The following is a 23,409-nucleotide window of genomic DNA, read 5'->3' as shown; positions in this document are numbered from 1 at the left end:
TTCATCGCTTTCATCCGCCGCACGCGCCGGCCCGCCGGGCCGCGGCGGCCCTCGTTCATGGAGAATCTCATGCGCAGCATCCGCTTCGACACCCCCGCCGCCGACATCGAGTCGCTCGACGCGCGGGTCCGGGACATTCCGCCGCCCGTGCCGGCCGACGGCCAGATGCTGATCGAGGTGCGCGCGGCCGGCGTGAACCCGAGCGACGTGAAGGCCGCGCTCGGCCGCATGCCGCATGCGGTGTGGCCGCGCACGCCGGGGCGCGACTGGGCCGGCATCGTACGCGGCGGCCCGGACGACTGGATCGGTGCGCCGGTGTGGGGATCGGGCGGCGATCTCGGCGTCGGCCGCGACGGCTCGCATGCGCAATGGCTCGTGCTGGATGCCGCGCACGTGCGCCGCAAGCCGGCCGTGCTGACGCTCGACGAGGCGGCCGGCGTGGGCGTGCCGTTCGTCACCGCGTACGAAGGCTTGCGCCGCGCCGGCATGCCGACGGCCGACGACGTCGTGCTCGTGTTCGGCGCGAACGGCAAGGTCGGCCAGGCCGCGATCCAGCTCGCCACCGCGCGCGGCGCGACCGTGATCGGCGTCGAGCGCGGCCCGGGCGGCTATCGTGGCCACGCATCGGGCGAGGTCCGCATGATCGACGCATCGAGCCGGACGGTGGCCGACGCGGTGCGCGAGATGACCGGTGGCCACGGCGCGGACCTCGTCTACAACACGGTCGGCAGCCCGTATTTCGAAGCCGCGAACGCATCGATGGCGATCGGCGCGCGGCAGATCTTCATCTCGACGATCGAGCGCAGCGTGCCGTTCGACATCTTCGCGTTCTATCGCGCCCAGCACACGTTCGTGGGCATCGATTCGCTGCAGCTCGGCGCGGCCGCGGTCGCGCGGATCCTCGACACGCTCGCGCCCGGCTTCGGCAACGGCACGCTGCGCCCGTTTCCGATCGGCGACGGCGACGTGTACCCGCTCGAGCGTGCGCACGATGCGTATCGCGCGGTGCTGGCCGGTGCGCGCGAACGCGTGATCCTCAAACCCTGATACCGGAGCACACGGGAGACCGCCATGATGGACTACGTGATTTCGCTCGCGGTGGGCGTCGGTGTCGGCGTGTTGTACGCGCTGCTGCACGTGCGCTCGCCGGCCCCGCCGCTCGTTGCGCTCGTCGGCCTGCTCGGGATGGTGATCGGCGAACGCGCGATCGCGCTGCTGCGGTGACGCGTCGATGCGACGCCCGGTGCCTCGCTAGCGATCGTCGCGGCGCCGGAACGCCCACCACGCGGCCAGCGCGGTGAAGCCCGCGACGAGCAGCACCATCAGCCAGAAGCCGTGCTTGTTCTCCGCGAACGGCACGCCGCCGACGTTCATCCCGAAGAAGCCGGCGACGATGTTGATCGGCAGCGCGATCACGGTGACGAGCGTCAGCGTGAACAGCGTCCGGTTGTTCTGCTCGTCGAGGCGCGAGCCGATTTCTTCCTGCAGCAGCTTGATGCGCTCGTTGAGCCCCGCCAGATCGGCAAGCACCAGCGAGAATTCCTCGGTCGACTCGCGCAGTTCCTGCACGTCTTCCGTATGCAGCCACGCGGGCGGCTTCGCGAGCAGCCGGAAGATCGAGCCGGGCTCCGGCGCGAGCATGCGCTGCAGGCGCGTCAGCGTACGGCGCATCGCGCCGAGCTCGATGCGGCTCGACGTGAGCCGCTGCGACAGGAAGCGATCCTCGATGCGGTCGACGTCGACGCTCGTGCGCCGCATGATCTGGATCAGCAGGTCGGCCTGGTCGCGCAGCAGATGCACGAGCAGCTCCGCGGGCGACCGGAACGCCTCGCCGTCGCGCACGCACGCGCGCAGCGTGTCGACCGAGCGCAGCGGCTTGAGCCGCGCGGTCACCATGATGCGCCGCTCGACGTGGACGAACAGCGTCGCGATCTCCGACGGCGTCAGTTCGAGGTTGAACATCACGTCGTTGACGATCGCGCGCAGCGCGCCGTCCTCCTGCTCGATGCGCGTCGAGCGCGAGCCTTCGTGCAGGAATTCGAAGAAGCTGTCGGGCAACCCGAGATGCGTGCGCATCCAGCGCTCGCTCGCGCCGTGCGCGAGATTGAAGTGCAGCCAGACGAAATCGCCCGGTGCGGCCGCGCCCTGTTCGCGGCACGTGCGCAGCCATGCGGCGGCCGCGTCGGCATCGAGCGTCGCGCCGGCGCCGCCCGGAACGAAGCGGAATCCGCACACCATGCCGGACGTATCGGCGCCGTAAGTCTGTACGATCAGGTCCATCGTGTCGAAGGTCGTGCGGCGCGCGGCGCGCCGCACATCGCGGGTCGCGGGCCCGCGCCGGGAAAAGAAAGGAGACGTATGCCCGACGGCCATGACACGCGCGTGACAGTGTCACGCGGCATCATGCCGGCAGCTTTCCGTTCCCCGAAAACAAACGCGCCGCCCATCGGGGCGGCGCGGACACGCAACACGTCGCGGCAGGCGCGGCGCGCGCTACTGGCGCGTCTCCGACTGCGCGGCGCTCGGGCACGCCGGGTCCTTGCCCCAGTGGCCGTCGCACACGCGCCAGCGGCACAGCTGATCCTCGAAGAAACCGCGCTCCGAACACGCCTTCACGCGCGACGCCAGCGAGCCGCCGGTCGCCGCCGCCGTCTTGGTCGACACGGCCTGCGCCTTCTGCGCGGCGAGCGTCTTGTCGGCCGGCTTCGTACGCGCGACGAGCGCGGCGAGCAGATCGGCATCCGGATCGTCCTTCGCGCCGGCCTTCGCGGTACGGGCCGCCGTCGCGTCGCGGCGTTTCTTCGCCTGCGCGAGTTCGGCCTGCTGTTCCTTACGATGCTTGCGGGCGTCGGCCTTCGTGTCCGCCTTCGTGTCGGTCTTGCCGTGGGCCGCGACCTTCGCGCTCTTCGACGCGTCGGCCTTCGCGGACCTGGCCGTCGCCGCCGTGGCGACCGCGGCGGTTGCGGCTGCGCCGGCCGTGGCCGCGCCCGATGCGTCGTCGGCGCCGTTGGCGAGCGCGCGCGACAGGCGGCTGTTGTCCGCGGCGGACGCGGCGGAAGCGGATGCAACGGCCTGGGACGCCGAATCGTCGTTGACGATCGTGGCCGGTTGCGCGGCCGGCGCGGCGGACGCGCCGTTCTGCGCGACCTGCGCGGCGGCGCCGCTGGCCGGGGCGGCCTTGCCTGGCGCCGCCGCGGGTGCCGTGGCGGCCACCACCGCCGCGGGCTGTTCGCCCGACGACTGCTGCATGCGCCACGCGCCCCAGCCGCCGACGGCCACGACCAGCGCCACGACGGCGGCGATCGGCCCCTTCAGCGAACGGCGCGGCGGCTCGGCGGGCGGCGTGACACGCCCTTCCAGATCCGCGAGAATGCGCGACTGCCGAGGTCCTCCCTCGCCTGCCGGTTTGGTATCGGACAGCAGGCTGGGCGGAGTTTTCGAATTTGAATTTTCCGGCGCACTCATTCAGCGTCTCATTGAATCCTGGTTTAATTCACCGCGATAATATAGCCCGGCCTCTCGAAGCAGCCTGATTCTAAGAGCAAGCATTGCAAAACACAATCAATTCCAATTTCCGGGGATTTCTTTGATTGCCGTCGCACTCGTCGCCTATTTCGCCCTTGCCGTCGCCGTTGCGGCACTGTTGCTTTTACCGGGTATCCGGGCGGCCGTTTTCGAATCCGTTGCCCAGTTTCACGGCCGTCTCACGCGCCGGGCGAACGATCGCGCCGCGCGCGCGCGCAGTCAGATTGTTAAATCGGCAAGCGTGACGCGCGGCGCATTAAGCGATGTGCAAAATTTACTGGTTCGACGGCGCTTGATGATTATGGTATCGGCAGGTATTCTTGCGACGCCGCCATTGGTCGCCATCGCGTTACGCGGCCGGCAATTGTTCCAGTACGACGACACGGCGCGCGTGCCCGACGAGAAAATCGCCGCGCTGCTGCAGGGCGAGCAGCTCGTGCCGCCGCCGCCGCTGCCGCCGGAAGTCTTCGCCACGAAGGAAGTCGAGCAGGTCCGCCCGGCGCTGAAGGATGCGAGCCGCGACTGGAACCTGCTGGACCCGGATTTCCGCACGCGTTTGCTGCTGGTCTACAAGATCATGCACGAACAGCACGGTTATGAAATGGCGCTGCTGGAAGGTTACCGGAGCCCGGAACGGCAGAACCGGCTGGCGCAGATGGGCAGCAACGTGACCAACGCGGCAGCCTTCCAGAGTTATCACCAGTTCGGGCTGGCGGCGGACAACGCATTCCTGCGCGACGGCAAGCTGGTCATTTCCGAGAAAGACCCGTGGGCGATGCGCGGCTACCAGTTGTACGGCCAGGTCGCCGAACAAGTCGGCCTGACCTGGGGCGGCCGATGGAAAATGATGGATCTCGGGCACGTGGAATACCATAAACCCGGTTTTAAACTGGGACGCGGCAGCTAGTCAGGGCTGCCGGACAAGAAATAATGAGGGCGGCATGGGGCTTTTTAATCACCCGGCAGGAAACGATTTGGGCGGCGCAAACAATCGGGCATTCCGGTGCGCGATTTTTTCCGGCCGCCGCTTCCGTTTTAAATCTCACAGCGTCCTTTCGTTAATGCGCGCGCCTTCTCCGATGCCGCGAGCGTATTGATGCCAGCCTCCTTCATCCCGTTTGACAGCATGGCGACACATCGCGGCGCCACCCTTGCCGCTCGACGCGCCTGCGTCGCCTCACCGAATCGCACCGGAACCTGAACGTCCTATGCAACGCATCCTCAACGTGCTGACTCATCCGCGTACGCTCTCGATCGTCGGGATCGTCGCGCTAGCGGCCATTCTGTTCATCGTCGCCGACATGCTGCAGTTGCCGCTCCTGTGGGCGGCGATCGCGTTCGCGGCGGTTCTCGCGCTGTGGCTCGCCGTCGCGCTGTGGCGCCGCTGGCGCGTGAAGCGCGCGAACCGGCAGCTGGGCCAGGTACTGGAAGAGCAGGCGGAAACCGGCAAGATCGCCGCGCCGGCCGCCGCCGCGCTCGCGCCCGACGCGAAGACGGCCGACCTCGACGTGCTGCGCACGCGCCTGTCGGATGCGGTGAAGACGATCAAGACGTCGAAGATCGGCCAGGTTTCGGGCGGCTCCGCGCTGTACGAGCTGCCGTGGTACATCGTGATCGGCAACCCGGCCGCCGGCAAGAGCAGCGCCGTGCTCAATTCCGGCCTGCAGTTCCCGTTTGCGGACAAGAACAGCGCCGTGATCCACGGCATCGGCGGCACGCGCAACTGCGACTGGTTCTTCACGACCGAAGGGATCCTGCTCGACACGGCCGGCCGCTATTCGGTGCACGAGGAAGACCGCAGCGAGTGGCTCGGCTTCCTCGGGCTGCTCAAGCGCTACCGCCCGAAGGCGCCGATCAACGGCATCATCGTCACGGCCAGCATCGCCGAGCTCACCGGCAACCGCCCCGAATTCGCGATCAACCTCGCGAAGAATCTCCGCCAGCGCGTTCAGGAGCTGACGGAAAAGCTGGAAGTGTTCGCGCCGGTCTACGTGATGTTCACGAAGGCCGACCTGATCACCGGCTTCACCGAATTCTTCAGCAGCAGCGACAAGCACGAGTACGACCGCGTGTGGGGCGCCACCCTGCCCTACGAGCCCGACGACAAGCGCGACGTCGTCGCGCAGTTCGACACGCACTTCGAGGAACTCTACGAAGGGCTGAAGGAAATCAGCGTCGCGCAACTGTCGCTGTCGCGCGGCAACCAGCTGTCGCCGGGCCAGTTGAGCTTCCCGCTCGAATTCTCGACGATCAAGCCGTCGCTGCGCGCGTTCCTCGCGACGCTGTTCGAGAACAACCCGTTCCAGTACAAGCCGATCTTCCGCGGCTTCTACTTCACCAGCGCGCTGCAGGAAGGCGAAACCAACAGCGCGGCCGCGCAGCGCATCGCGCACCGCTTCGGCCTCGACGCGAGCGCGCTGCCGAAACCGCACAGCGCGTTCTCGAAGAACGGCTTCTTCCTGCGCGACCTGTTCTCGAAGGTGATCTTCGCCGACCGCCAGACGGTGCGCCAGTTCGCGAGCCCGACCAAGACGCGGCTGCGCTACGCGACCTTCTTCGGCTTCGTCGCGGCGCTCGCGCTCGCGCTGGGCGGCTGGACCTGGTCGACGATCGGCAACCAGCAGCTCGTCGCGAACGTGCAGGCCGACCTCGACAACGTCACGCGCTTGCAGCAAGGCCGCAACGACCTGCAGTCGCGCCTGCAGGCGATGGACATCCTCGAGGATCGGATCGAGCAGCTCGAACAGTTCCGCCGCGACAAGCCGCTGTCGGTGTCGCTCGGCCTGTACCAGGGCGACCGTCTCGAGCAGCACCTGCTGACCGAGTACTACGGCGGCGTGCGCCAGATCCTGCTGGCCCCCGTGTCGCAGAACCTCGCGTCGTTCATGAAGGACGTGAACGCGCACCCCGAGCAGCTCGTGCCGATGACGCGCCCGCCCGAATCGGGCGCCGTGCAGGGCGGTACGATGCCGGTCTCGACGAACGCGGCAGGCGCCGCGCCGCAGGCGGGCGCCGCGCTGGCCGCGTCCGGCACCGCGCCGGCCGCCGCCCCGCAACAGGCAGCCGCGCCGCAGGGCGGCCTCTACAGCGACGCGTCGCCGACCAACGTGCAGGACGCGTACAACGCGCTCAAGACGTACCTGATGCTGTCCGACAAGCGCCACGTCGAACAGGCGCACCTGACCGACCAGCTCGCCCGCTTCTGGCGCGGCTGGCTCGAGACGAATCGCGGCAACATGCCGCGCGACGAGATGATCCGGAGCGCCGAGCGCATGATCTCGTTCTACCTGTCGCGCGTGAACGACAACGACTGGCCGATGATCGACGCGAACCTCGCGCTCGTCGACCAGACCCGCGAGAACCTGCGCCGCGTCGTGCGCGGCATGCCGGCCCGCCAGCGCGTGTACGAGGAAATCAAGGCGCGCGCGTCGACCCGCTTCGCGCCGATGACCATCGCGCGCATCGTCGGCGACGGCAACCAGGGTCTCGTGGCAGGCAGCTACGCGATTCCGGGCACGTTCACGCGCGAAGCGTGGTTCGACTACGTGCAGCCGGCGATCCGCGATGCGGCGACCAAGGAACTGCAGGCGAAGGACTGGGTGCTCAACACGTCGACGCAGGACGACCTGACGCTCGAGGGCAGCCCCGAGCAGATCCAGAAGACGCTCGTCGGCATGTACAAGACCGAGTACGCGCAGCACTGGCAGAAGTTCATGCAGGGCATCGCGGTCCAGGGCTTCACCAGCTTCGGCCAGGCCGTCGACGGCATGAACCGCCTGGGCGACCCGCAGGATTCGCCGATCCGCAAGATCCTCGAGACCGCGTACGACCAGACGTCGTGGGACAACCCGTCGCTCGCGAACGTCGCGATCAAGAAGGCGCAGACGGGCGTCGTGAACTGGGTCAAGCAACTGTTCACGCGCTCGCAGGCCGGCCAGATGGCGGCAGCCAACATCGACATCAACGGCAATCCGGCCGAGGTGCCGATGGGCCCGATCGGCCAGGAGTTCGTCGGGCTCGCGCGGATCGTCGCGACGCATGACGGCACGTCGATGCTGAAGGGCTACATGGAGTCGCTGTCGAAGGTCCGCACGCGCTTCAACGTGATCAAGAACCAGGGTGACCCGGGGCCGGGCGCGCGTCAGCTGATGCAGCAGACGCTCGACGGCAGCGGTTCGGAACTCGCCGATTCGCTGAAGCTCGTCGACGAGCAGATGTTGACGGGCCTGACCGATTCGCAACGCAAGTCGCTGCGCCCGCTGCTGGTGCGGCCGCTGATGCAGGCGTTCGCGGTGGTGATCCAGCCGGCCAGCGCCGAAGTCAACAAGGTGTGGAACGCGCAGGTCTACCAGCCGTTCCAGAACTCGCTCGCGACCAAGTACCCGTTCGCGGCGAACGCGAAGGTCGAGGCCGGCGCCGGCGAGATCGCGCAGGTGTTCGGCCCGGACGGCTCGATCGCGAAGTTCGTCGGCACGACGCTCGGGCCGCTCGCGGTGCGCCGCGGCGACACGCTCGCCGCCCGCACGTGGGGCGACATGGGCATCGGGCTCACGCCGGACTTCACGAACGGCTTCGCACGCTGGGTCGCGCCGCTCGCGGGCGGCGCCGCCGGCAGCGCGGCCGCATCGTCCGAGCCGCAGACCGTGTTCCAGATCCTGCCGCAACCGAGCACGGGCACGACGGAATACACGATCGCGATCGACGGCCAGCAACTGCGCTACCGCAACACGCCGCCGCAGTGGACCAACTTCGTGTGGCCGAACCCGCAGGGCTCGCCGGGCGCGACGCTGTCCGCGACGACCTTCGACGGCCGCACGGTGCAGCTCGTCAACGAGCCGGGCCGCTACGGTCTCGAGAAGCTGATCAACTCGGCGCAGCGCAAGCGCCGTCCGGACGGCACGTTCGACCTGACGTGGGCGCAGGGCAGCGTGAACGTGTCGGTGACGATGCGCATCATCAGCACGTCGCAGCCGTCGGCCGGCGGCGGCGACCAGCCGCAGCAGCAGAGCCTGCGCGGCCTGCAGCTGCCGTCGTCGGTCGCCGACGCGAGCGCGGGCGCCGCGCAGAACGCAACGCAAGCCGGCGCCGGCACGCCGGGCGCCGCGCCGGCCGTCGCGGCCGCCAACGCAACGAATGCACAGAGGGCGCAATGACGCAAACCGTACAGGCGCAAATCGCCTACTTCGGCAAGATTCCGTCGCGCGGCGACTTCGTGAAGAGCGCGCACAATCCGCAGTTGCTGCAGACGCTCGATCGCTGGATCGCGCAGGCGCTGGAGCTGCTCGCGGAAGATCCGCGCTGGAAGATCGTCTACGAGGACGCGAAGCCGATGCATTTCGCGTTCCTCGGCTCGCGCAGCAAGCTCGCGATCGCGGGCCACATGGTCGCGAGCCACGACGTGTCGATGCGCCGCTTCCCGTTCCTCGGCGCCACCGCGCTGGAGGTCGACCGGCCGCTCGCGTTCCTCGCGCGCAGCCCGCTCGCGTTCGCGCGGCTGTGGTCGCGCGTCGCCGCGCAGATCCCGCCGCTGCTCGGCAAGGACGAGCCGCCCGGCGCGCTGCAGGCGCTCGGCGACACGCAGGTGCCGATCGACATCGGCGGGCCCGGCACGTCGCATGACGGCACCTTCAACGATTTCGTCGAACACCAGTCGCTGTACGGCCTGCAGCAGATGCTGCTCGAAAGCGGTCACCCGGTGCGGTTGCGCGGCGCGATGCTCGCGCTCGGCTCGCTGCTGCGGCCGGTGATGCAGAGCGGCTCGTCGCACATCGAACGCGGCCTCACGCTGCCGCTGCCGGTCGATCCGTTCTACCGCAGCCTCGTCGCCGCGTTCTGGCTCGAGCTGATCGCGCCGTTCGTCGCGCAGGCCGACTTCGAGCTCGCGATCTTCATCGGCACGATCGCCGAACGCGAACGGCTGATCATCGGCTTCAACGGCGCGTCGGCGAAGACGCTGCTGAGCGTCGTCGACCCGCAGACCTACGCCGCCCACAACATCGACATCGACGATCCCGAGTGGATCGACGCCCATGCGCAAAACGATCACCAGATCAGCAAGCTCGTCAGCTACCTCGACCAACCGCAACTCTCGCTGCGCGTCGCCATCGACGCGTTCCGCGAAGCGTTCATCGGAGGCTGACGGCATGCATCGCACGATTCAGGCCCGGCGCGCGCGTCTTTCAGCCGCCGTCTCGCCCGCCCTCGCCGCACTGTTCGCCGCCGGCCTCGTCGCGAGCGGCGCGGCCTTCGCGCAGAACACCGGCGCGACCGTCACGCCGGTCGGCAACGGCACGGTCGCGACGACCGCGCTGCCGCAGGCCAGTCCGAACGCCGGCGGCGCGTCCGGCACGGTGGTGCACGGCACCGCCGCCACGATCGCGCCGCCGCCCGCGAACGCGACGCCCGGCCAGGTGGTGGTGGGCGGCAAGGTGCCCGACGAGGCGACCAAGGCGGCCGTGCTGCAGAAGCTGCGCGACACCTACGGCGCGACGAACGTCGTCGACCAGATCGAGGTGGGCGACGTCGCGACGCCGCCGAACTGGAGCGCGAACGTGCAGAAGCTGCTCGGCGCGCAGCTCAAGCAGATCAGCAAGGGCCAGTTGAAGATCAACGGCACGCAGATCGAGATGAAGGGCGAGGTGCACAACGAGGCGCAGCGCCAGCAACTCGCGAGCGACATGGCGAACACGCTGAACCCGACGTACACGATCAAGAACGGGCTGCGCGTGTCGGCGTCCGAACAGGGCGTGCTCGACCAGACGCTCGCGAACCGGACGATCGAGTTCGAGACCGGCAGCGCGACGCTGACGCCGCAGGGCAAGCTGATCCTCGACCAGATGGCGGCCGCGCTCGCGAAGATGCAGAACCGCACGGTCGACATCATCGGCCACACCGACAACTCGGGGAACCGGACGTCGAACATCGCGCTGAGCCAGGCGCGCGCGGACGCGGTGAAGGGGTATCTGATCACGAAGAGCATTCCGCCGCAGCAGATGACGACGACGGGGGTCGGGCCGGATCAGCCGATCGCGCCGAACGATACGGCGGATGGCAGGGCGAGGAATCGGCGGATCGAGTTCCGGGTGGGGCAGTAACAGCGGATCGGCCGGCCGCTCCGTTGCGAAGCGGCGCGGCACACGACGGGCGGTGGCAGGCATGTCACCGCCCGTTTTGCATGAGCGGCGGCCGATTGTCAGTGAACGGGAGGCGTCGCGCCCCCCTTATAGCTTTTCGCCCATTCCTGGCTCTGCTTGGCAGCTTGGTCGATGCGTGCGGCGACGCGATCGTCTTTCTTGCGCTGGGCCGCCTCCTTGGCAAGATCGGACGAGCCGAACTCGTCTTTGTCCCGTGTCCGGAAGTACAGCGACGGAGCGAGCACATGGTCTTGCCAGCTCGTCAGCAACGTGTCGTGAACGAGCATGTCGAACAGCGCCATCACGTCCGGCGGCAACGGATGCTTGCCCTCGATCCCTTCTTTCCAGGCCGATACGAGTTCCATCTGCGGTTCAGGCAGCATGGCTGCTTCGACGGCCTCCGCGCTTGCCTTGTTGTTCGAATCCCATGAATCGGGCATGTTGCGGAGTTGCTCCGCGGATTTCTTCAGGCCTTCCTGGTAGGACGCTCTGCGTAGCATCTTTTCCGACTCCTTGTGAAGGCGCTCCCACACAGTCGTGTAATCCTTCGGCGCTTCCGCGATCAACTTCTCGTAGCGCTTCTGTGCCGCATCGCTGGCCGCCTTCATCCCCCGTAACGTCGCCTGATCGGCCGGACTGCGACTGGCCAGCATGCTCATGTTGATGCCCTGCCGCTGCAGTTCCCAATCGAGCTGGGACTTCGTCGTCTTGCGCTGCAGGTCGGCGTCGGCCATGTTGCGCTTCCAGTCGGCGACCGGGTCGGACATCGTTCGCTGGAACGCGGGGTCCTGGTAGCGGACTGCGATCCAGCGCAGGAAGATTTTCGAATGTGCGACGAGGTCGAGGCCGGCTCTATAGGGAACGAGTGCCGTGTACGCATTGACGAGTTGCCGGATGCGGTATTGCTTGCCATTTCCGATAATGGGTTTGGCAATCGAAAACTTGTCGAAGGTCTTCCGCTTATGGAGGTACATGTCCTCCATCGTATCCATGGCCGCCCCTGCCTTCAACGCTTGCAGCAACATGTCTTGCAGCGGCACCCTCATCAGTTCCGCATTCACGCCAAGCGAACCGGTTGGCGCGCCCCCCACGACGTCGCAACTCGTTCCAGGGTAGAGGAACTGGGCCCCCCGAGTCTTTTCAAGACTATCAAGGCGCTGGTAAAAGCGCATTTCGTGGGCGGCCGCGAAGTGGACGCAATGCTGCACGCTTGGGGGGATGGAAAGCTTGCGATCCTTGTAACTGGTTTTGATCAGGCCCAAATACGGCACCATGCCGATCAGTTCACCGGCCTCTTCCGACATGATCGAAGAAACAGCGTCAAGCAAGCCGACGAACTTGATCTGGATCGGAACGCCGTCGATTGCAAGATCAGTATCGTTTCTTCGCTTATACTTCTCCGCCAGATCGTTGACGAAAGCCCGGGCCAATACACAGCCTCGATCCGCGCCGAACACCGACACCTCGATGACGCGAATCTTCTGCATCTTGCCTTTCACTTCATGGTAAGCCGCCTCGAACTGGTCTTTCGCCGCGATCAGTCGAGTATCGACACCCGTTCCGAAGGCCTCGGCCATCACGGCGTTGTCTCGAGCAATTGGCACATTCTCCATCACCAGCCCAACGAAAAGACCACGTGCAACCGCCCACGCCGTCTTCATCGGATTACCCCTGATGTTGGTCTTGACGTCGTTCTTGGTATTGCGCCACAGCAACCTGCCAGTCGCCTTGGTTCGCTCCCAAATCCGCTCAGGCGATGCATTCAGCACGTTCGTGATGCGCCGGGCCTGAGCGGGAATGCGCTCGATATCCCGTCGTAAGTCCTCGAATGCCTTCTCGACCGGCCGAAGTGAAAAATCCCCCGCAAGGATCTGCTTCGTCACATTGTCGACGCGCTTTTTCATATCCGCCTGTTTGATCGGCGCATTGACGCGCGCGAACGACTCGCCGACGGATATTGCAGCACTCGCGGCCTTTTTGGCACCTGCCACGATGGCAGCCTTCCCCATGTTCTTGAGCGCGTCGGAATTGCTGTCGTCGTTCAACGGCGTACCCAGCCCCGAGTAGTAGTAGCGATACCAGAACTGATTCGCGGGCCGCCTCTCGTCCTTCATTTCACGATGCGCTTCCCAGAGTCGCGCGATGTTCGAATACTGAGAACTTGAGGCATCATCGATGTCGCGATTGCGACCAAAGGCATCGAAGAAAAATCCAATGCGGATCGTCGCCCCGCACGGCATGCAATCAGCCTTCGGATACGCGTCCGCATTCTGACGAGCAAGCGCAACATACACCGACGCCGGCGTCGCGTCGTCCGGGTCGAGCTTGATTCTCTCAGCCATGCTGTTTCTCCTCTACGCGCGGCGGCGGCAACAGACCGGTGGGAATGGCGGGTACCGCCACTGCTTCGAATTTATTGCGTTTCAGCTCGGACAGAACACCGTTCGGCAGTGATTGCATCGACTTCGCGAACGCGCCGGGCTTGCCGCTGGCCGCTTTCAGGATCTGCTGTACGGCCGGATGAGCGTCGAACCTGTTATTAACGAGCAGAACGAAATACGCGTATTGTTCGAGATCGTCGAGGTCGTTGAGCCGGTATTTGAGCCAGGCCGCAGCGACAATGCGCGCGATGCGACGATATTGCTGGTCCTCACGCTCATCGTAGCGTCTGTTCAGTTGCGTCTGGTAATGACTCGATATCCAGCGAGACACGTCAATCATCGGAATGCGTGAGTCGTCCGCTGGTGCAGCGGGAAACTGAAGCTCGACGTGACGATCCGGATAAAAATGAACCGCGACAATTCGAGTACCGACTTTCTCGGGCACTTTTGATGGTGGCAACGTAACCTTTGCTTCGGCATGAAACGTCTGCTCGTCGCCTTTATGCCACTGATCAACGTCGTAATAGTCCCACTTGACCGTAAACTCGGTCCCCTTGAGCTGATAGCAGCAGGTCACGCCACCGCCGCCGCCCGGCATACTGTCGCCACCGCCACTCGCCTTATTGCCGTATGCGTCGACGATCGTGAATTTGTCCAGGTTATAGGGCAGGTAGTTCTGGGCCATGACCGAAATCCCGCTGTAGGTCGGCTCCGACTTCCCACATGCGGTCACGGTCACCACGAGCAGGCACCCTGCCACAACACGACTTACCAGACCCGACAATCTCATTGCTCTACTCATTGATGTTTCCCTTCTGAATCGCGGCCGGCACACCAGTGCAAACATCGGCCAACCGCAATCATCCGAATGCCTTCGGCGACATGCCCACCGAGTGCGCCGCGCCTATTTTCCTCATCGCGCATCCCGCTGCCGAAGCTGTCCACGTTTCCTCAATCCCACTCGTGTGCACCGCAAATCGAATCCGACACGTACCCGATATGATTACCCGTGCAGCGCATCCTCTGCACGCGGCGGCGGCAGCAAACCATCGGATATCGCCGGCACTGTCGCTGCTTCGAACGCCTCGTTCGACAGCAAGGACAACACGGGCTTCGGCAGCGATTGCATTGATTTCGCGAACATTCCCGGCTTACCGGCTGCCGTTTGCAGGATGCGCTGAACCTCAGGATGTGCATCGAACCGGCTATTCACGAGCAACGCGTAATACGTATACTGCTCAAGATCATCCCGATCGGTCAGACGGTATTTCAGCCACGCACCGGCAACAACGCAAGCGATGCGCCGATGCGACTGCCCGTCCGTATCGTCGAATTTCTTGTCCAGTTGCTCCTGATAGTGCGTCGCCATCCATCGCGAAACGTCCACAACCGGAATGCGTGATTCATCCAGAAGCTCGCCGGGGAACTGAAACTCGACGTGACGATCCGGATAGAAATGAACTTCGAGAATACGGCTGCCGACTTTATCGGGAACGGCCGACTTCGGCATCACGATCTTGGTCTCGACTTGCTGCGCGTGCGAGTCGTCCATCGTCCATCGATCTGCGTCGTAGTACTTCCATTTGACCGTGAATTCGGTGCCCTTGAGCGTGTAGCAGCACGCGACGCTGCCCCCTCCCGCGCCGGGCGGGTCGTCTCCACCGCCGCTTGCCTTGTTGCCGTAAGCATCGGTGATGGTGAAGCCGTTCATGTTGTACGGCAGATAGTTCCGACCCATGACCGAAATCCCGCTGTAGATCGGCTCGGATTTACCACAGGCTGTCACCGCTGCGAACAATAGGCAAGTCGCCAGAACACGGCCCGTCATGCGCGCCAGCTTCGTTGCTCTATGCATCGATGTTTCCCTTGTGAATGACACTTCGTGCGCCGTTCCATGGCGAGCAAGCGCCTGTTGTGCATCTGCGACTGATCGCCTTCGCGCACAACTCAACTGCAGTCCGGCGTGCGATGCGCGGTAGGTGCCTACCCTTAATCCCGAGCGAGCGCACCCGACTCAGCCATGCAGCACCTCTGGCACACGCGGCGGCGGCAACAATCCGTCCGGAACGACCGGAACAGCCACTGGCGCGAAGCTATCGCTTACCAGCGCTGACCACACCCCCTTCGGCAATGACCGCATCGATTTCGCGAACATCCCCGGCTTGCCGGCAGCAGTCTGCAGTACGTGCTGGACCGCCGGATGCGAATCGAACCGGCTGTTCACAAGCAAGTCGTAGTAAGCGTACTGCTTGAGATCATCGAGATCCGTGAGTCGGTATTTCAACCATGCCATCGCTACGACACGAACGATGCGTCGAAACTGCTGATCTTCGCGTTCGTCGTACCTCCGGTTCAATTCGTTCTGGTAGCGGCTGGACATCCAGCGCGACACATCGATCATCGGAATGCGCGACGTGCCCACCAGCGCACCGGGAAATTGCAGCTCGACGTGACGATCCGGGTAAAAGTGCACCTCGATAATTCGATCGCCGATCTTTTCCGGAACCCGAGTCGGCAACATCGCAACCGTTGCCTCGGCGTGCAGGGTTTCCTCGTTACCTTTGTGCCACTGGTCGACGTCGACATAACTCCATTTGACGACGAATTCTGTGCCTTCGAGTTTGTAGCAACAGGTCACCCCACCCCCGCCGCCCGGCAGGCTGTTTCCCCCAAGTGCCTTATTTCCATACGCATCAGTGATCGAGAATCCGTCGAGGTTGTACGGCAGATAGTTGTGGGCAATAACCGAGACTCCGCTATACACCGGCTCCGACTTGCCGCACGCGCTCAAGCACCAAACGACTGCGAGCATACCCGCCACGAGCCCGAACCTACGCCACGTCACTACGCGCCTCCAGCAATCCCCGCTCGTGCGCATCGCGAATCGCGTCCCACGTCGCATCGTCGATCGAGGCCAGTGCCGCATCCACGCTCGTTTCTCCGCGCGAAGCGGCCTCGAGACACGACTTCACGACCGGATGCTCATCGAACCGCGGCGAAACCAGCACGCCCGTCATCACGTAGCACTGCAATTCCGCTTCTTCGGCAATCCCGTGCGCGGTAGCGCGATCGAGTTGCTCGACTACTCGATCATGCAGTTCCGCATCGGACATGTGATCGACCATCGCCCCCATCGTCTCGCGGAACTTCAGCACGAGCTTGTCCGGATACCCGAGCTCGATCAGTTGCGCATGCTGCTGCTCGTTGAGACCCGGCGCATCACCCACCGGTACCGCACCTTCATTCGCGTGCATGTCATTGCGCCACACGACTTCGCCCAGCCGCCTGTCGCGATACCGGATCTCGCCGAACGGCGCGACGAACCGCTGCGCCTGCGTATCGCGCCACACCTGTCGAAGTCGCCCCAGTACATGGTTGTCGAAAAAGAAGAGGTAGTACGCACGGCCGTTGGGCAGCCTGTACTGGACGTATTGGCGCAAATGCTGATCGAGCGCATCGAACGACCACGTCGACCACAGCCACGTCACCGCATGCAGGTCGACCGCCTCCAACCACAGCTGGCGCAGCAGCCGATACTGCTCGGCGTTCTCGTCGTTGATCGCGTTGCGATCGAACGCGATCAGGTACGGCGCGATATCCGTATAACCATCGAGCCCGGTATCCGTCCAAAGCGACGCATAGCGCAGGCGGGGCACTGCCGCGAGCTGCACATCCAACTCCTGATAACCGCGCGTATCGACGAGTACGTAAAGCCGCATCGCATTCCCAGCGTCGTCCGTACGCGCGACCGAAGCCTTCAGCGTCTCGAGAAACGCCGGCCACTCCAGCTCGCGTGGATTCGGTTCTGCGTCAGCCGCTTCGCTCGCGCCGACCGAGTCGTTCCGGTCGCCCGTATCGTTGACTTCGTCCATCAATCCGCCTCGACCATCGACTCACGACCGCTGTGCGCGTTCAGCACGCATTGCTTGCACGTGCCGCCCGGCATCGCGGGCAACGGATACTGCATGCTCGTCGGTCCGCTGAACTGGTGCTGCGCCCCCTTGAAATCGACTTTCCCTGGCGCGTGAAGCTCGATTCTGCCGCCCTTGATCCGGATGTAAGCGCCACCCGACGTCAGCAATATCTCCCGCTTCGCAGCCACGTCGACAGCCTCTGTCGCCGCCATCACCTTCACGGTCTTCTGCGCCGTGAGTTCGACGTTGTCCATGTGCGCCTGGACTTCGACCTTGCCCTTCCCGGCGAGCAGCTTCATCCCGGCATTCTGCGCGAACAGGCTGATGCGATCCCGGATGCCGGCGATCAGCGATTTCCCGCTGGTGATGAACGTGCTCTGCCCACTGACGATATTGGTCTGCCGGTCGCTGGCCACATGCACCGACTGCTGCGACGCCACCCCGATCCCCGCCGGGCTCGCGAACAGCATCACCGGCTCCTTGAACGCATTCGCGTTGCCCGTCCCGCCGCCTGCGGTCCTGCCGCCGCCGGTCGTCGCGCCCGCCACGCTACTCTGTGTCGCGTCAGTAAATTGCTTCAGCGCGTCGTGCCCCGCGCCGAGACTCTCCGCCTGATGCATTTCGCCGACCTGCGACATCGACTCGATCAATCCTTCCGCATTGGCAAGCTGCTGCTTCGCTTCGCTCACGTCCAGCGGCTGGCTGTTCGCCCGCTTCGGATGCGTCGTCACGTACAGGCCTTGCCCGGCACGCATCGCCCCGTACGCATCCGTGCGCAGATCGAAACCGGAGCCAAGATACGCACCGCGCGTATTCCCGTTCTGCTCGATCAGATAGCCGAGATGAAGCAGCGAATTCCCGCTGCTGCTGAACAGGCGCGCACGGTTCTGCCCGGTCGCGTCGTCGAGCACCATCTCGTTGTGCCCCGATCCCGCATATTCCTTCGACCGGAAGCCCGACAAGATGCCGTCGCTATGCCATTGCGGCTTGGCAACACCGTTGTAGACACGATGCATGACGATCGGCCGGTCGCAGTCGCCACCGATATAGCCGATCAGCACTTCCTCGCCGACTCGCGGAATATGCACGGCGCCGTAACCGCCACCGGTATCCGACTGCACGACGCGCATCCAGCACGATGCCGTCTCTCGGCCTTCGCTCTGCCGGTCCCACACGAACATGACCTTGATCCGGTTCAGTTCATCCGTATAGACCTCTTCGCCCTTCGGGCCCACGACGATCGCCGTCTCGAGCTGCATCACGGGCTTGCGGTGCTCGAACGGGCTGCGGTAGGGCACGCTCGCGCGTTGCGCCTCGACCTCGACGAGATAGAAGCCGACAGAGCCGTCGGCATGGCAGACCTCGAACGCCGCCACTTCCCCGCGACCAGCCTTCACCTGCGCCAGCTCGGCCTGCAAGCTATGAGGGAAGCTCGCTTCGTGATCCGAGACCGGCAGATTGTTCTCGATGTAACGCGTGACGCCGATGGCCGCGAACTCGCGGTCGCTCGCCGCATCGCGATCGTGCTCCGGATGGTCGACGAGGGTGAAACGCCGGCCGGCGTCAATCGAACGCACGCCGCCCACGCCGAAGAAACGCTTCGCACGTGATTCCCATTCCTCGAGGCGAATCTTCGACAGATGTTCGCCGCGGTCCTGGCCCGAATACGTGTACGCGCCGGTGTATTCGTAGATTTCCGCCTGACCCGGCAGGTCGCCCTGATCAGCCTTCGTCGGCAGCGACGTGCCGTTCGGATTGCCCGCCGCCGACGGCGATTTGTAGTCGAACGTGCGCGTCGTGTGCAGCGTGCTTTGCAACGTCCGCGACGCGGTCCATTGCGTGAAACCGGCAGTCTCGGTGCCGCTGCCCGAACGATCGAACCTGACGGTATTCGGCGACAGCGCGTCGACCGTATGCAGATCGTCGGTGATGACGAACGTGTGCGCCTTCCCGTCTTCACTGTGCCGCCAGAAGCCAAACAGCCCTTCGTCCTCCATCAGCCGATGCACGAAGTTCCAGTCGGTTTCGCTCTGGCGGCAATACGAGCGGGACGGCAACGGTTTCGACAACGCGAACTGGTATCGCCCCCTGGCCTGCGGATGCGTGTCGAACACGTCGGCGAGAATCGCGTCGACCGGCTGGTCCTGCCAGTACCGCATGTCGCTGCGGAACTTGAGGAAGTGCATCCACGACGCGAAGCTCAGCTGGTAGCTCGACAGGCTGCCGTCGGCGCCGAGCCGCCGCGCCGTGTGGATATAGCCGTTGATCGGCAGATACGACATGTCCGCCTGCCGGATCCACAGCGTCATCGGCTGCGCGATCAGCGTCTTGAGCTCGACGTCGCTCGCGGTGGACACCAGATCGAGCGTTACGCTGAAATCACGGCCGAGCGCCGAACGGGCTACGGCGCGACGCGGCACGAGCGCATTGTTCGGCAGCGACGGGATGTCCGTCTTCAGCAGCCGATCCTGCTGGATCAGGCCGCCACGAATCGCCTGTGCCAGTTCGGTCACGTTCATGCGTCACCCTTCTTCTCGTTCATCACGAGCCCGTCGGGCCCGCGCTCTCAGGTCAAACAACGGTCCTTCACGACTGCTCGTCGGGCCGCACCCCCAGCAGCTCGCGAATATGCGACAGCGAGCCGTCGTCCTTCACGACGCTCTCGAGCCACTTGTGCAGCGGCATGTCGGCCCATTCGGCCGCCTTGTCGGCGAGATACGCGACCGGGCTGTGCGGCTCGGTCTGGCGGAAATAGCGCGCCACCGCGCGCAACTGGTCGACGGCCTGCGCGCGGTTCTGGATGCCGGCGATCGTCTGCGTCACCGGAGGACGCGAAGCGGTCTGCTGCTGCACGTGAGTCTCCTCGGTCTGGATCGGCTGGCCGAACACCGGCTCGATGCGTTCGGGCTGCGCCTGCGGCGCCGCCTGCGTGTGCGGCGCGCTGCCCGTATAGCCCTGTTCGCGCGCGAAGCGCTCGGCGAGCCGGTACACGGTCTCGAACGCATCGCGCGCCTGCCGGAAGCTCGGCGCCGAATCGCCCGCGCGCTCGACGAGCCGCTCCTCGAATGCATCGAGCGCGAATTCGAACGCCTTCAGGTTCGCCAGCAGCGCCGTGTAGAACGCGATCGACGTCACGCGCCGCGACGCATCGATCTGCTCGATCGACGGTTTGCCGCGCGCGATGTCGTCCGCGTGTTCGGGGTCGCGCCTGATCGCCTGCGCGACGTGCTGCGCGACTTCCCAGTCGAGCGTGCTGAACGCGTTCGACGCGCCGTCCGTCAGCGGCACCGCGCGCAGCAGCTCGGCCGTGCGGCCGGACAGCCACGCGACGTTGCCGAGCCGGTGCTCGATGTCGTCGTCCTCGGGCAGCGGGTGGATGGTGTCCCAGAAGTCGCGGCACAGGCCCTCGAGCAGCGCATAGCCTTCGGTGAGGCCCGTGATGCCGTCCTCGAGCGCGAGCGCCTCGGTCAGCCATACGGCAAGCCGCAGGTCCTTCGTGCGCGTGCGCAGCAGCTCGCCCGCATGGTCCACGACGAAGCCCCAGTCGGCCTCCTTGATCTCGGTCACCCATTCGCCCTGGTCGAGCGTCGGGTCGTCGTAGCGCCGCGCGTCCTGGATCGCGTCGAATTCGTTCGAAAACAGCAGGTCGTCGCCGCTGGGCGACGCATCGCTGATCGGCGTCAGCAGCTCGGGGAGATTGATCGGCATGGTTCGGTCAGTTCATCAATGCTTGACTGGGCGCGGCCGCGCTCATTCGACGGTGTACGCGAATTCGCCGGCCTCGTCCGCGCGCACCGCGATGCGCGCGATGGCCGCGCCGTCGGCGATCCGGCCGAGCACGTGGCCCGCGATCTCCGGCAGCAGCGTGCCGTTCAGGATGTGGTCGACGTTGCGGGCGCCCGAATCGACCTCGGTGCAGCGCGCGAGCACCGCGTCGACAAGCGATTCGTCCCATTCGAACGCGGCCTTGTGGTTCGCGTCGATCCGGCGCCGGATGCGTTCGAGCTTCAGCTCGATGATCTCGGCCAGCACGTCGTCGGAGATCGGATAGTACGGCACGACCTTCATCCGGCCGAGGAACGCCGGCTTGAAGGTCTTGTACAGTTGCGGACGCAGCGCCTCGGCGAGCGCGTCCGGATCGGGCAGCTCCTCGGCCGGCTTGTTCAGGCACGCCTGCATCACCGCGGCCGAGCCGACGTTCGACGTCAGAATGATCAGCGTGTTGCGGAAGTCGATCTCGCGCCCTTCCGCGTCGTCCATCGTGCCCTTGTCGAACACCTGGAAGAACATCTCGAGCACGTCGGGGTGCGCCTTCTCGACCTCGTCGAGCAGCACGACGGAATACGGGTTGCGGCGCACGGCCTCGGTCAGCACGCCGCCCTCGCCGTAACCGACGTAGCCCGGCGGCGAGCCCTTCAGGCCCGACACGCTGTGCGCTTCCTGGTACTCGCTCATGTTGATCGTGACCATCTTGCGCTCGCCGCCGTACAGGATGTCGGCCAGCGCCAGCGCCGTCTCGGTCTTGCCGACGCCCGACGGCCCGACGAACATGAACACGCCGCGCGGCTTGTTCGGATCCTCGAGGTTCGCGGTCGCGGTGCGCACGCGCTGCGCGATCGCCTCCAATGCATGGTCCTGCCCGATCACGCGCGCGGCGAGCAGCGGATGCAGGTTCATCACGGTGTCGATCTCGTCCTTCACCATCCGGCCGAGCGGGATGCCCGTCCACGCGGCGACGATCTCGGCGACGACGTGGCCGTCCACCTGCAGCGGCACCATCGGCTCGCCGCCCTGCAGCGCATGCAGCGCGGCAACGCGTTCGGCCAGCTTCTCGCGCGTGGCGTGCACATCGACCGGTTCGCCATCTTCCGACGGGCCGCGCGCCTTGTCGAGCGTGTCGCGCAGCTCGGTGATCTCGGCGACGATCACGCGCTCGGCTTCGTAGCGTTCTTCATCCTTCGCCAGTTGTTCGAGCGCCGTGTCGCGCGCACCGCGCAGCTCGCCGAGCCGCTCGTCGTGCGCCGCGCCGCCCGCCGCCTCGCGCTCCAGCGACGCGATTTCCGCATCGATGCGCTCGATGCGCTTCTTCGTGTCGTCGATCGCGGCCGGCGTCGCGCTATGCGCGAGCGCGACCTTCGCGCACGCGGTGTCGAGCACGCTGATCGCCTTGTCCGGCAACTGGCGGCCGCTGATGTAGCGGTGCGACAGGCGCACGGCCTCGGTGATCGCATCGTCGAGGATCCGCACGTTGAAATGCTTCTCCATCAGGCCCGACATCCCGCGCAGCATCGCGGCCGCGAGCGGCTCGCTCGGCTCCTCGACCTTCACCACCTGGAAGCGCCGCGCGAGCGCCGCATCCTTCTCGAAGTACTTCTTGTATTCGCTCCACGTCGTCGCGGCGATCGTGCGCAGCTCGCCGCGCGCGAGCGCCGGTTTCAGCAGGTTCGCCGCATCGTTCTGGCCGGCCTGGCCGCCCGCGCCGATGATCGTGTGCGCCTCGTCGATGAACAGGATGATCGGGTGCGCGCTCTTCTTCACCTCGTCGATCACGCTCTTCAGCCGGTTCTCGAACTCGCCCTTCACGCTCGCGCCGGCCTGCAGCAGCCCCATGTCGAGCACGTGCAGCGCGACGCCGCGCAACGGCGGCGGCACGTCGTCGGCCGCGATGCGCAGCGCGAGCCCTTCGACGACCGCCGTTTTGCCGACGCCGGCCTCGCCGGTCATGATCGGGTTGTTCTGGCGGCGGCGCATCAGGATGTCGATCGCCTGGCGGATCTCCGCTTCGCGGCCGATCACCGGATCGATCTTGCCGTCGCGCGCGCGCTGCGTAAGGTTGGTCGTGTACGTGTCGAGCGCGGGCGTCTTCGACGGGCCGGCCGCGGGCGCCATGCCGTCGGCGGCCGGTGCGACGTCGCTGTCGTCGTCCGCCTGGCGCGGCTCGGCTTCGCTCGAGCCGGCCATGATTTCGTCGAACTTGTGCTTCAGGTCCGTCACGTTCATTTCCGCGAACCGCGACGACATCCGTTGCGCGAACTGCGCGAGATCCGGCGCGGTCAGCAGCGCGAGCAACAGGTGCCCCGAACGGATGCGGCCGAGCTGCGAATCGAGCGACGCGATCAGCCACGCCTGCTCGAACAGCGCGATCAGATGGACGGAGAACACCGGCGTGCGCGTGTTGCCCGTCTTCAGGCGCGTGAGTTCGCGTTCGAGATCGGCGTGCAGTGCGTGCGGATCGACGCGGCTCGCGCGCAGCGCGAGCGGCAGGTCGCCCGTCGCCTCGTCGAGCAGCGCGAGGAACAGGTGCTCCAGATCGACCTCGTAGTGGCCGCGCGCCAGGCACGCGCTCGCCGCGCGCTCGGTCGCGTGCCGGCACAGCGGGTTCAGTTTCGTGATCAGGGTCTTCAGAGGCGTGCTCATGGCGTCGGTCTCAGGTTCGTTTGCGTGTTTGTTGTCGTT

The 23,409-nt window shown here is 65.5% G+C and carries 16 protein-coding genes; 6 read left to right on the top strand and 10 right to left on the bottom strand.

Features of this window, described 5'->3' with window-relative positions:
* Positions 1 to 69 precede the first annotated feature (69 nt).
* Together WS64_RS00765 and WS64_RS32055 are read left to right on the top strand one after the other, a co-directional pair.
* Entirely contained in the window at positions 70 to 1,047 is a 978-nt protein-coding gene (locus tag WS64_RS00765; protein WP_060965510.1) for a quinone oxidoreductase family protein, read from the top strand.
* 24 nt (positions 1,048 to 1,071) lie between these two features.
* Positions 1,072 to 1,224: a DUF1427 family protein gene (locus tag WS64_RS32055; RefSeq protein ID WP_081059172.1), complete on the top strand. Its 153-nt coding sequence runs from the start codon at positions 1,072 to 1,074 to the stop codon at positions 1,222 to 1,224.
* A 27-nt stretch (positions 1,225 to 1,251) separates the two neighbouring features.
* On the opposite strand, the gene WS64_RS00760 is transcribed toward WS64_RS32055, so the two are convergent.
* Together WS64_RS00760 and WS64_RS00755 are read right to left on the bottom strand one after the other, a co-directional pair.
* The gene (locus WS64_RS00760; protein WP_060315573.1) at positions 1,252 to 2,280 is read right to left on the bottom strand and encodes a transporter; all 1,029 of its coding nucleotides are present in this window, start codon (positions 2,278 to 2,280) and stop codon (positions 1,252 to 1,254) included.
* 213 nt (positions 2,281 to 2,493) lie between these two features.
* Positions 2,494 to 3,465, bottom strand: coding sequence for a hypothetical protein (locus tag WS64_RS00755; RefSeq protein WP_060965509.1), 972 nt, complete (start codon positions 3,463 to 3,465; stop codon positions 2,494 to 2,496).
* 121 nt (positions 3,466 to 3,586) lie between these two features.
* Here WS64_RS00755 and WS64_RS00750 point away from each other — a divergent pair, with 121 nt between their 5' ends.
* From WS64_RS00750 to WS64_RS00735, 4 genes are all read left to right on the top strand, one after another.
* The gene (locus tag WS64_RS00750; protein ID WP_059640096.1) at positions 3,587 to 4,432 is read left to right on the top strand and encodes a M15 family metallopeptidase; all 846 of its coding nucleotides are present in this window, start codon (positions 3,587 to 3,589) and stop codon (positions 4,430 to 4,432) included.
* A 301-nt stretch (positions 4,433 to 4,733) separates the two neighbouring features.
* Positions 4,734 to 8,678, top strand: a complete 3,945-nt coding sequence (gene tssM, locus WS64_RS00745; protein WP_060965508.1) for a type VI secretion system membrane subunit TssM — start codon at positions 4,734 to 4,736, stop codon at positions 8,676 to 8,678.
* Positions 8,675 to 9,664, top strand: coding sequence for a type VI secretion system-associated protein TagF (gene tagF, locus WS64_RS00740; protein ID WP_059577148.1), 990 nt, complete (start codon positions 8,675 to 8,677; stop codon positions 9,662 to 9,664). The genes tssM and tagF overlap by 4 nt, the downstream gene beginning before the upstream one ends.
* Positions 9,665 to 9,668: 4 nt before the next feature.
* The gene (locus tag WS64_RS00735; protein ID WP_059577151.1) at positions 9,669 to 10,619 is read left to right on the top strand and encodes an OmpA family protein; all 951 of its coding nucleotides are present in this window, start codon (positions 9,669 to 9,671) and stop codon (positions 10,617 to 10,619) included.
* Between the two features lie 98 nt (positions 10,620 to 10,717).
* On the opposite strand, the gene WS64_RS00730 is transcribed toward WS64_RS00735, so the two are convergent.
* The 8 genes from WS64_RS00730 to tssH all read right to left on the bottom strand — a co-directional run bounded on the left by WS64_RS00730 (position 10,718) and on the right by tssH (position 23,370).
* Entirely contained in the window at positions 10,718 to 13,000 is a 2,283-nt protein-coding gene (locus tag WS64_RS00730; RefSeq protein WP_059577154.1) for a DUF2235 domain-containing protein, read from the bottom strand.
* The gene (locus WS64_RS00725; protein WP_059577157.1) at positions 12,993 to 13,829 is read right to left on the bottom strand and encodes a DUF3304 domain-containing protein; all 837 of its coding nucleotides are present in this window, start codon (positions 13,827 to 13,829) and stop codon (positions 12,993 to 12,995) included. Before WS64_RS00725 ends, WS64_RS00730 begins: the two co-directional genes overlap by 8 nt.
* A gap of 213 nt (positions 13,830 to 14,042) precedes the next feature.
* Positions 14,043 to 14,894: a DUF3304 domain-containing protein gene (locus WS64_RS00720; RefSeq protein WP_060965507.1), complete on the bottom strand. Its 852-nt coding sequence runs from the start codon at positions 14,892 to 14,894 to the stop codon at positions 14,043 to 14,045.
* A 159-nt stretch (positions 14,895 to 15,053) separates the two neighbouring features.
* Complete coding sequence (locus WS64_RS00715) at positions 15,054 to 15,851, bottom strand: hypothetical protein (RefSeq protein ID WP_167351602.1); 798 nt, start codon at positions 15,849 to 15,851, stop codon at positions 15,054 to 15,056.
* A 19-nt stretch (positions 15,852 to 15,870) separates the two neighbouring features.
* The gene (locus WS64_RS00710) at positions 15,871 to 16,911 is read right to left on the bottom strand and encodes a DUF4123 domain-containing protein (protein ID WP_060965506.1); all 1,041 of its coding nucleotides are present in this window, start codon (positions 16,909 to 16,911) and stop codon (positions 15,871 to 15,873) included.
* Positions 16,911 to 19,472 (bottom strand): type VI secretion system Vgr family protein, encoded by a 2,562-nt coding sequence (locus tag WS64_RS00705; protein WP_060965505.1) that lies wholly within the window; start codon positions 19,470 to 19,472, stop codon positions 16,911 to 16,913. The genes WS64_RS00710 and WS64_RS00705 overlap by 1 nt, the downstream gene beginning before the upstream one ends.
* Before the next feature lie 67 nt (positions 19,473 to 19,539).
* Positions 19,540 to 20,661 (bottom strand): type VI secretion system protein TssA, encoded by a 1,122-nt coding sequence (gene tssA, locus WS64_RS00700; RefSeq protein ID WP_060965504.1) that lies wholly within the window; start codon positions 20,659 to 20,661, stop codon positions 19,540 to 19,542.
* 42 nt (positions 20,662 to 20,703) lie between these two features.
* Positions 20,704 to 23,370 carry a type VI secretion system ATPase TssH gene (gene tssH / locus WS64_RS00695; RefSeq protein ID WP_060965503.1) on the bottom strand — a complete coding sequence of 889 codons (2,667 nt, stop codon included), beginning with the start codon at positions 23,368 to 23,370 and terminating at the stop codon, positions 20,704 to 20,706.
* Positions 23,371 to 23,409 lie beyond the last annotated feature (39 nt).

Source organism: Burkholderia anthina (assembly GCF_001547525.1).
GTDB lineage: Bacteria > Pseudomonadota > Gammaproteobacteria > Burkholderiales > Burkholderiaceae > Burkholderia > Burkholderia semiarida.
Note: the sequence above shows the minus strand (reverse complement) of the source record. Positions and strands in the feature narration are given on the sequence as shown.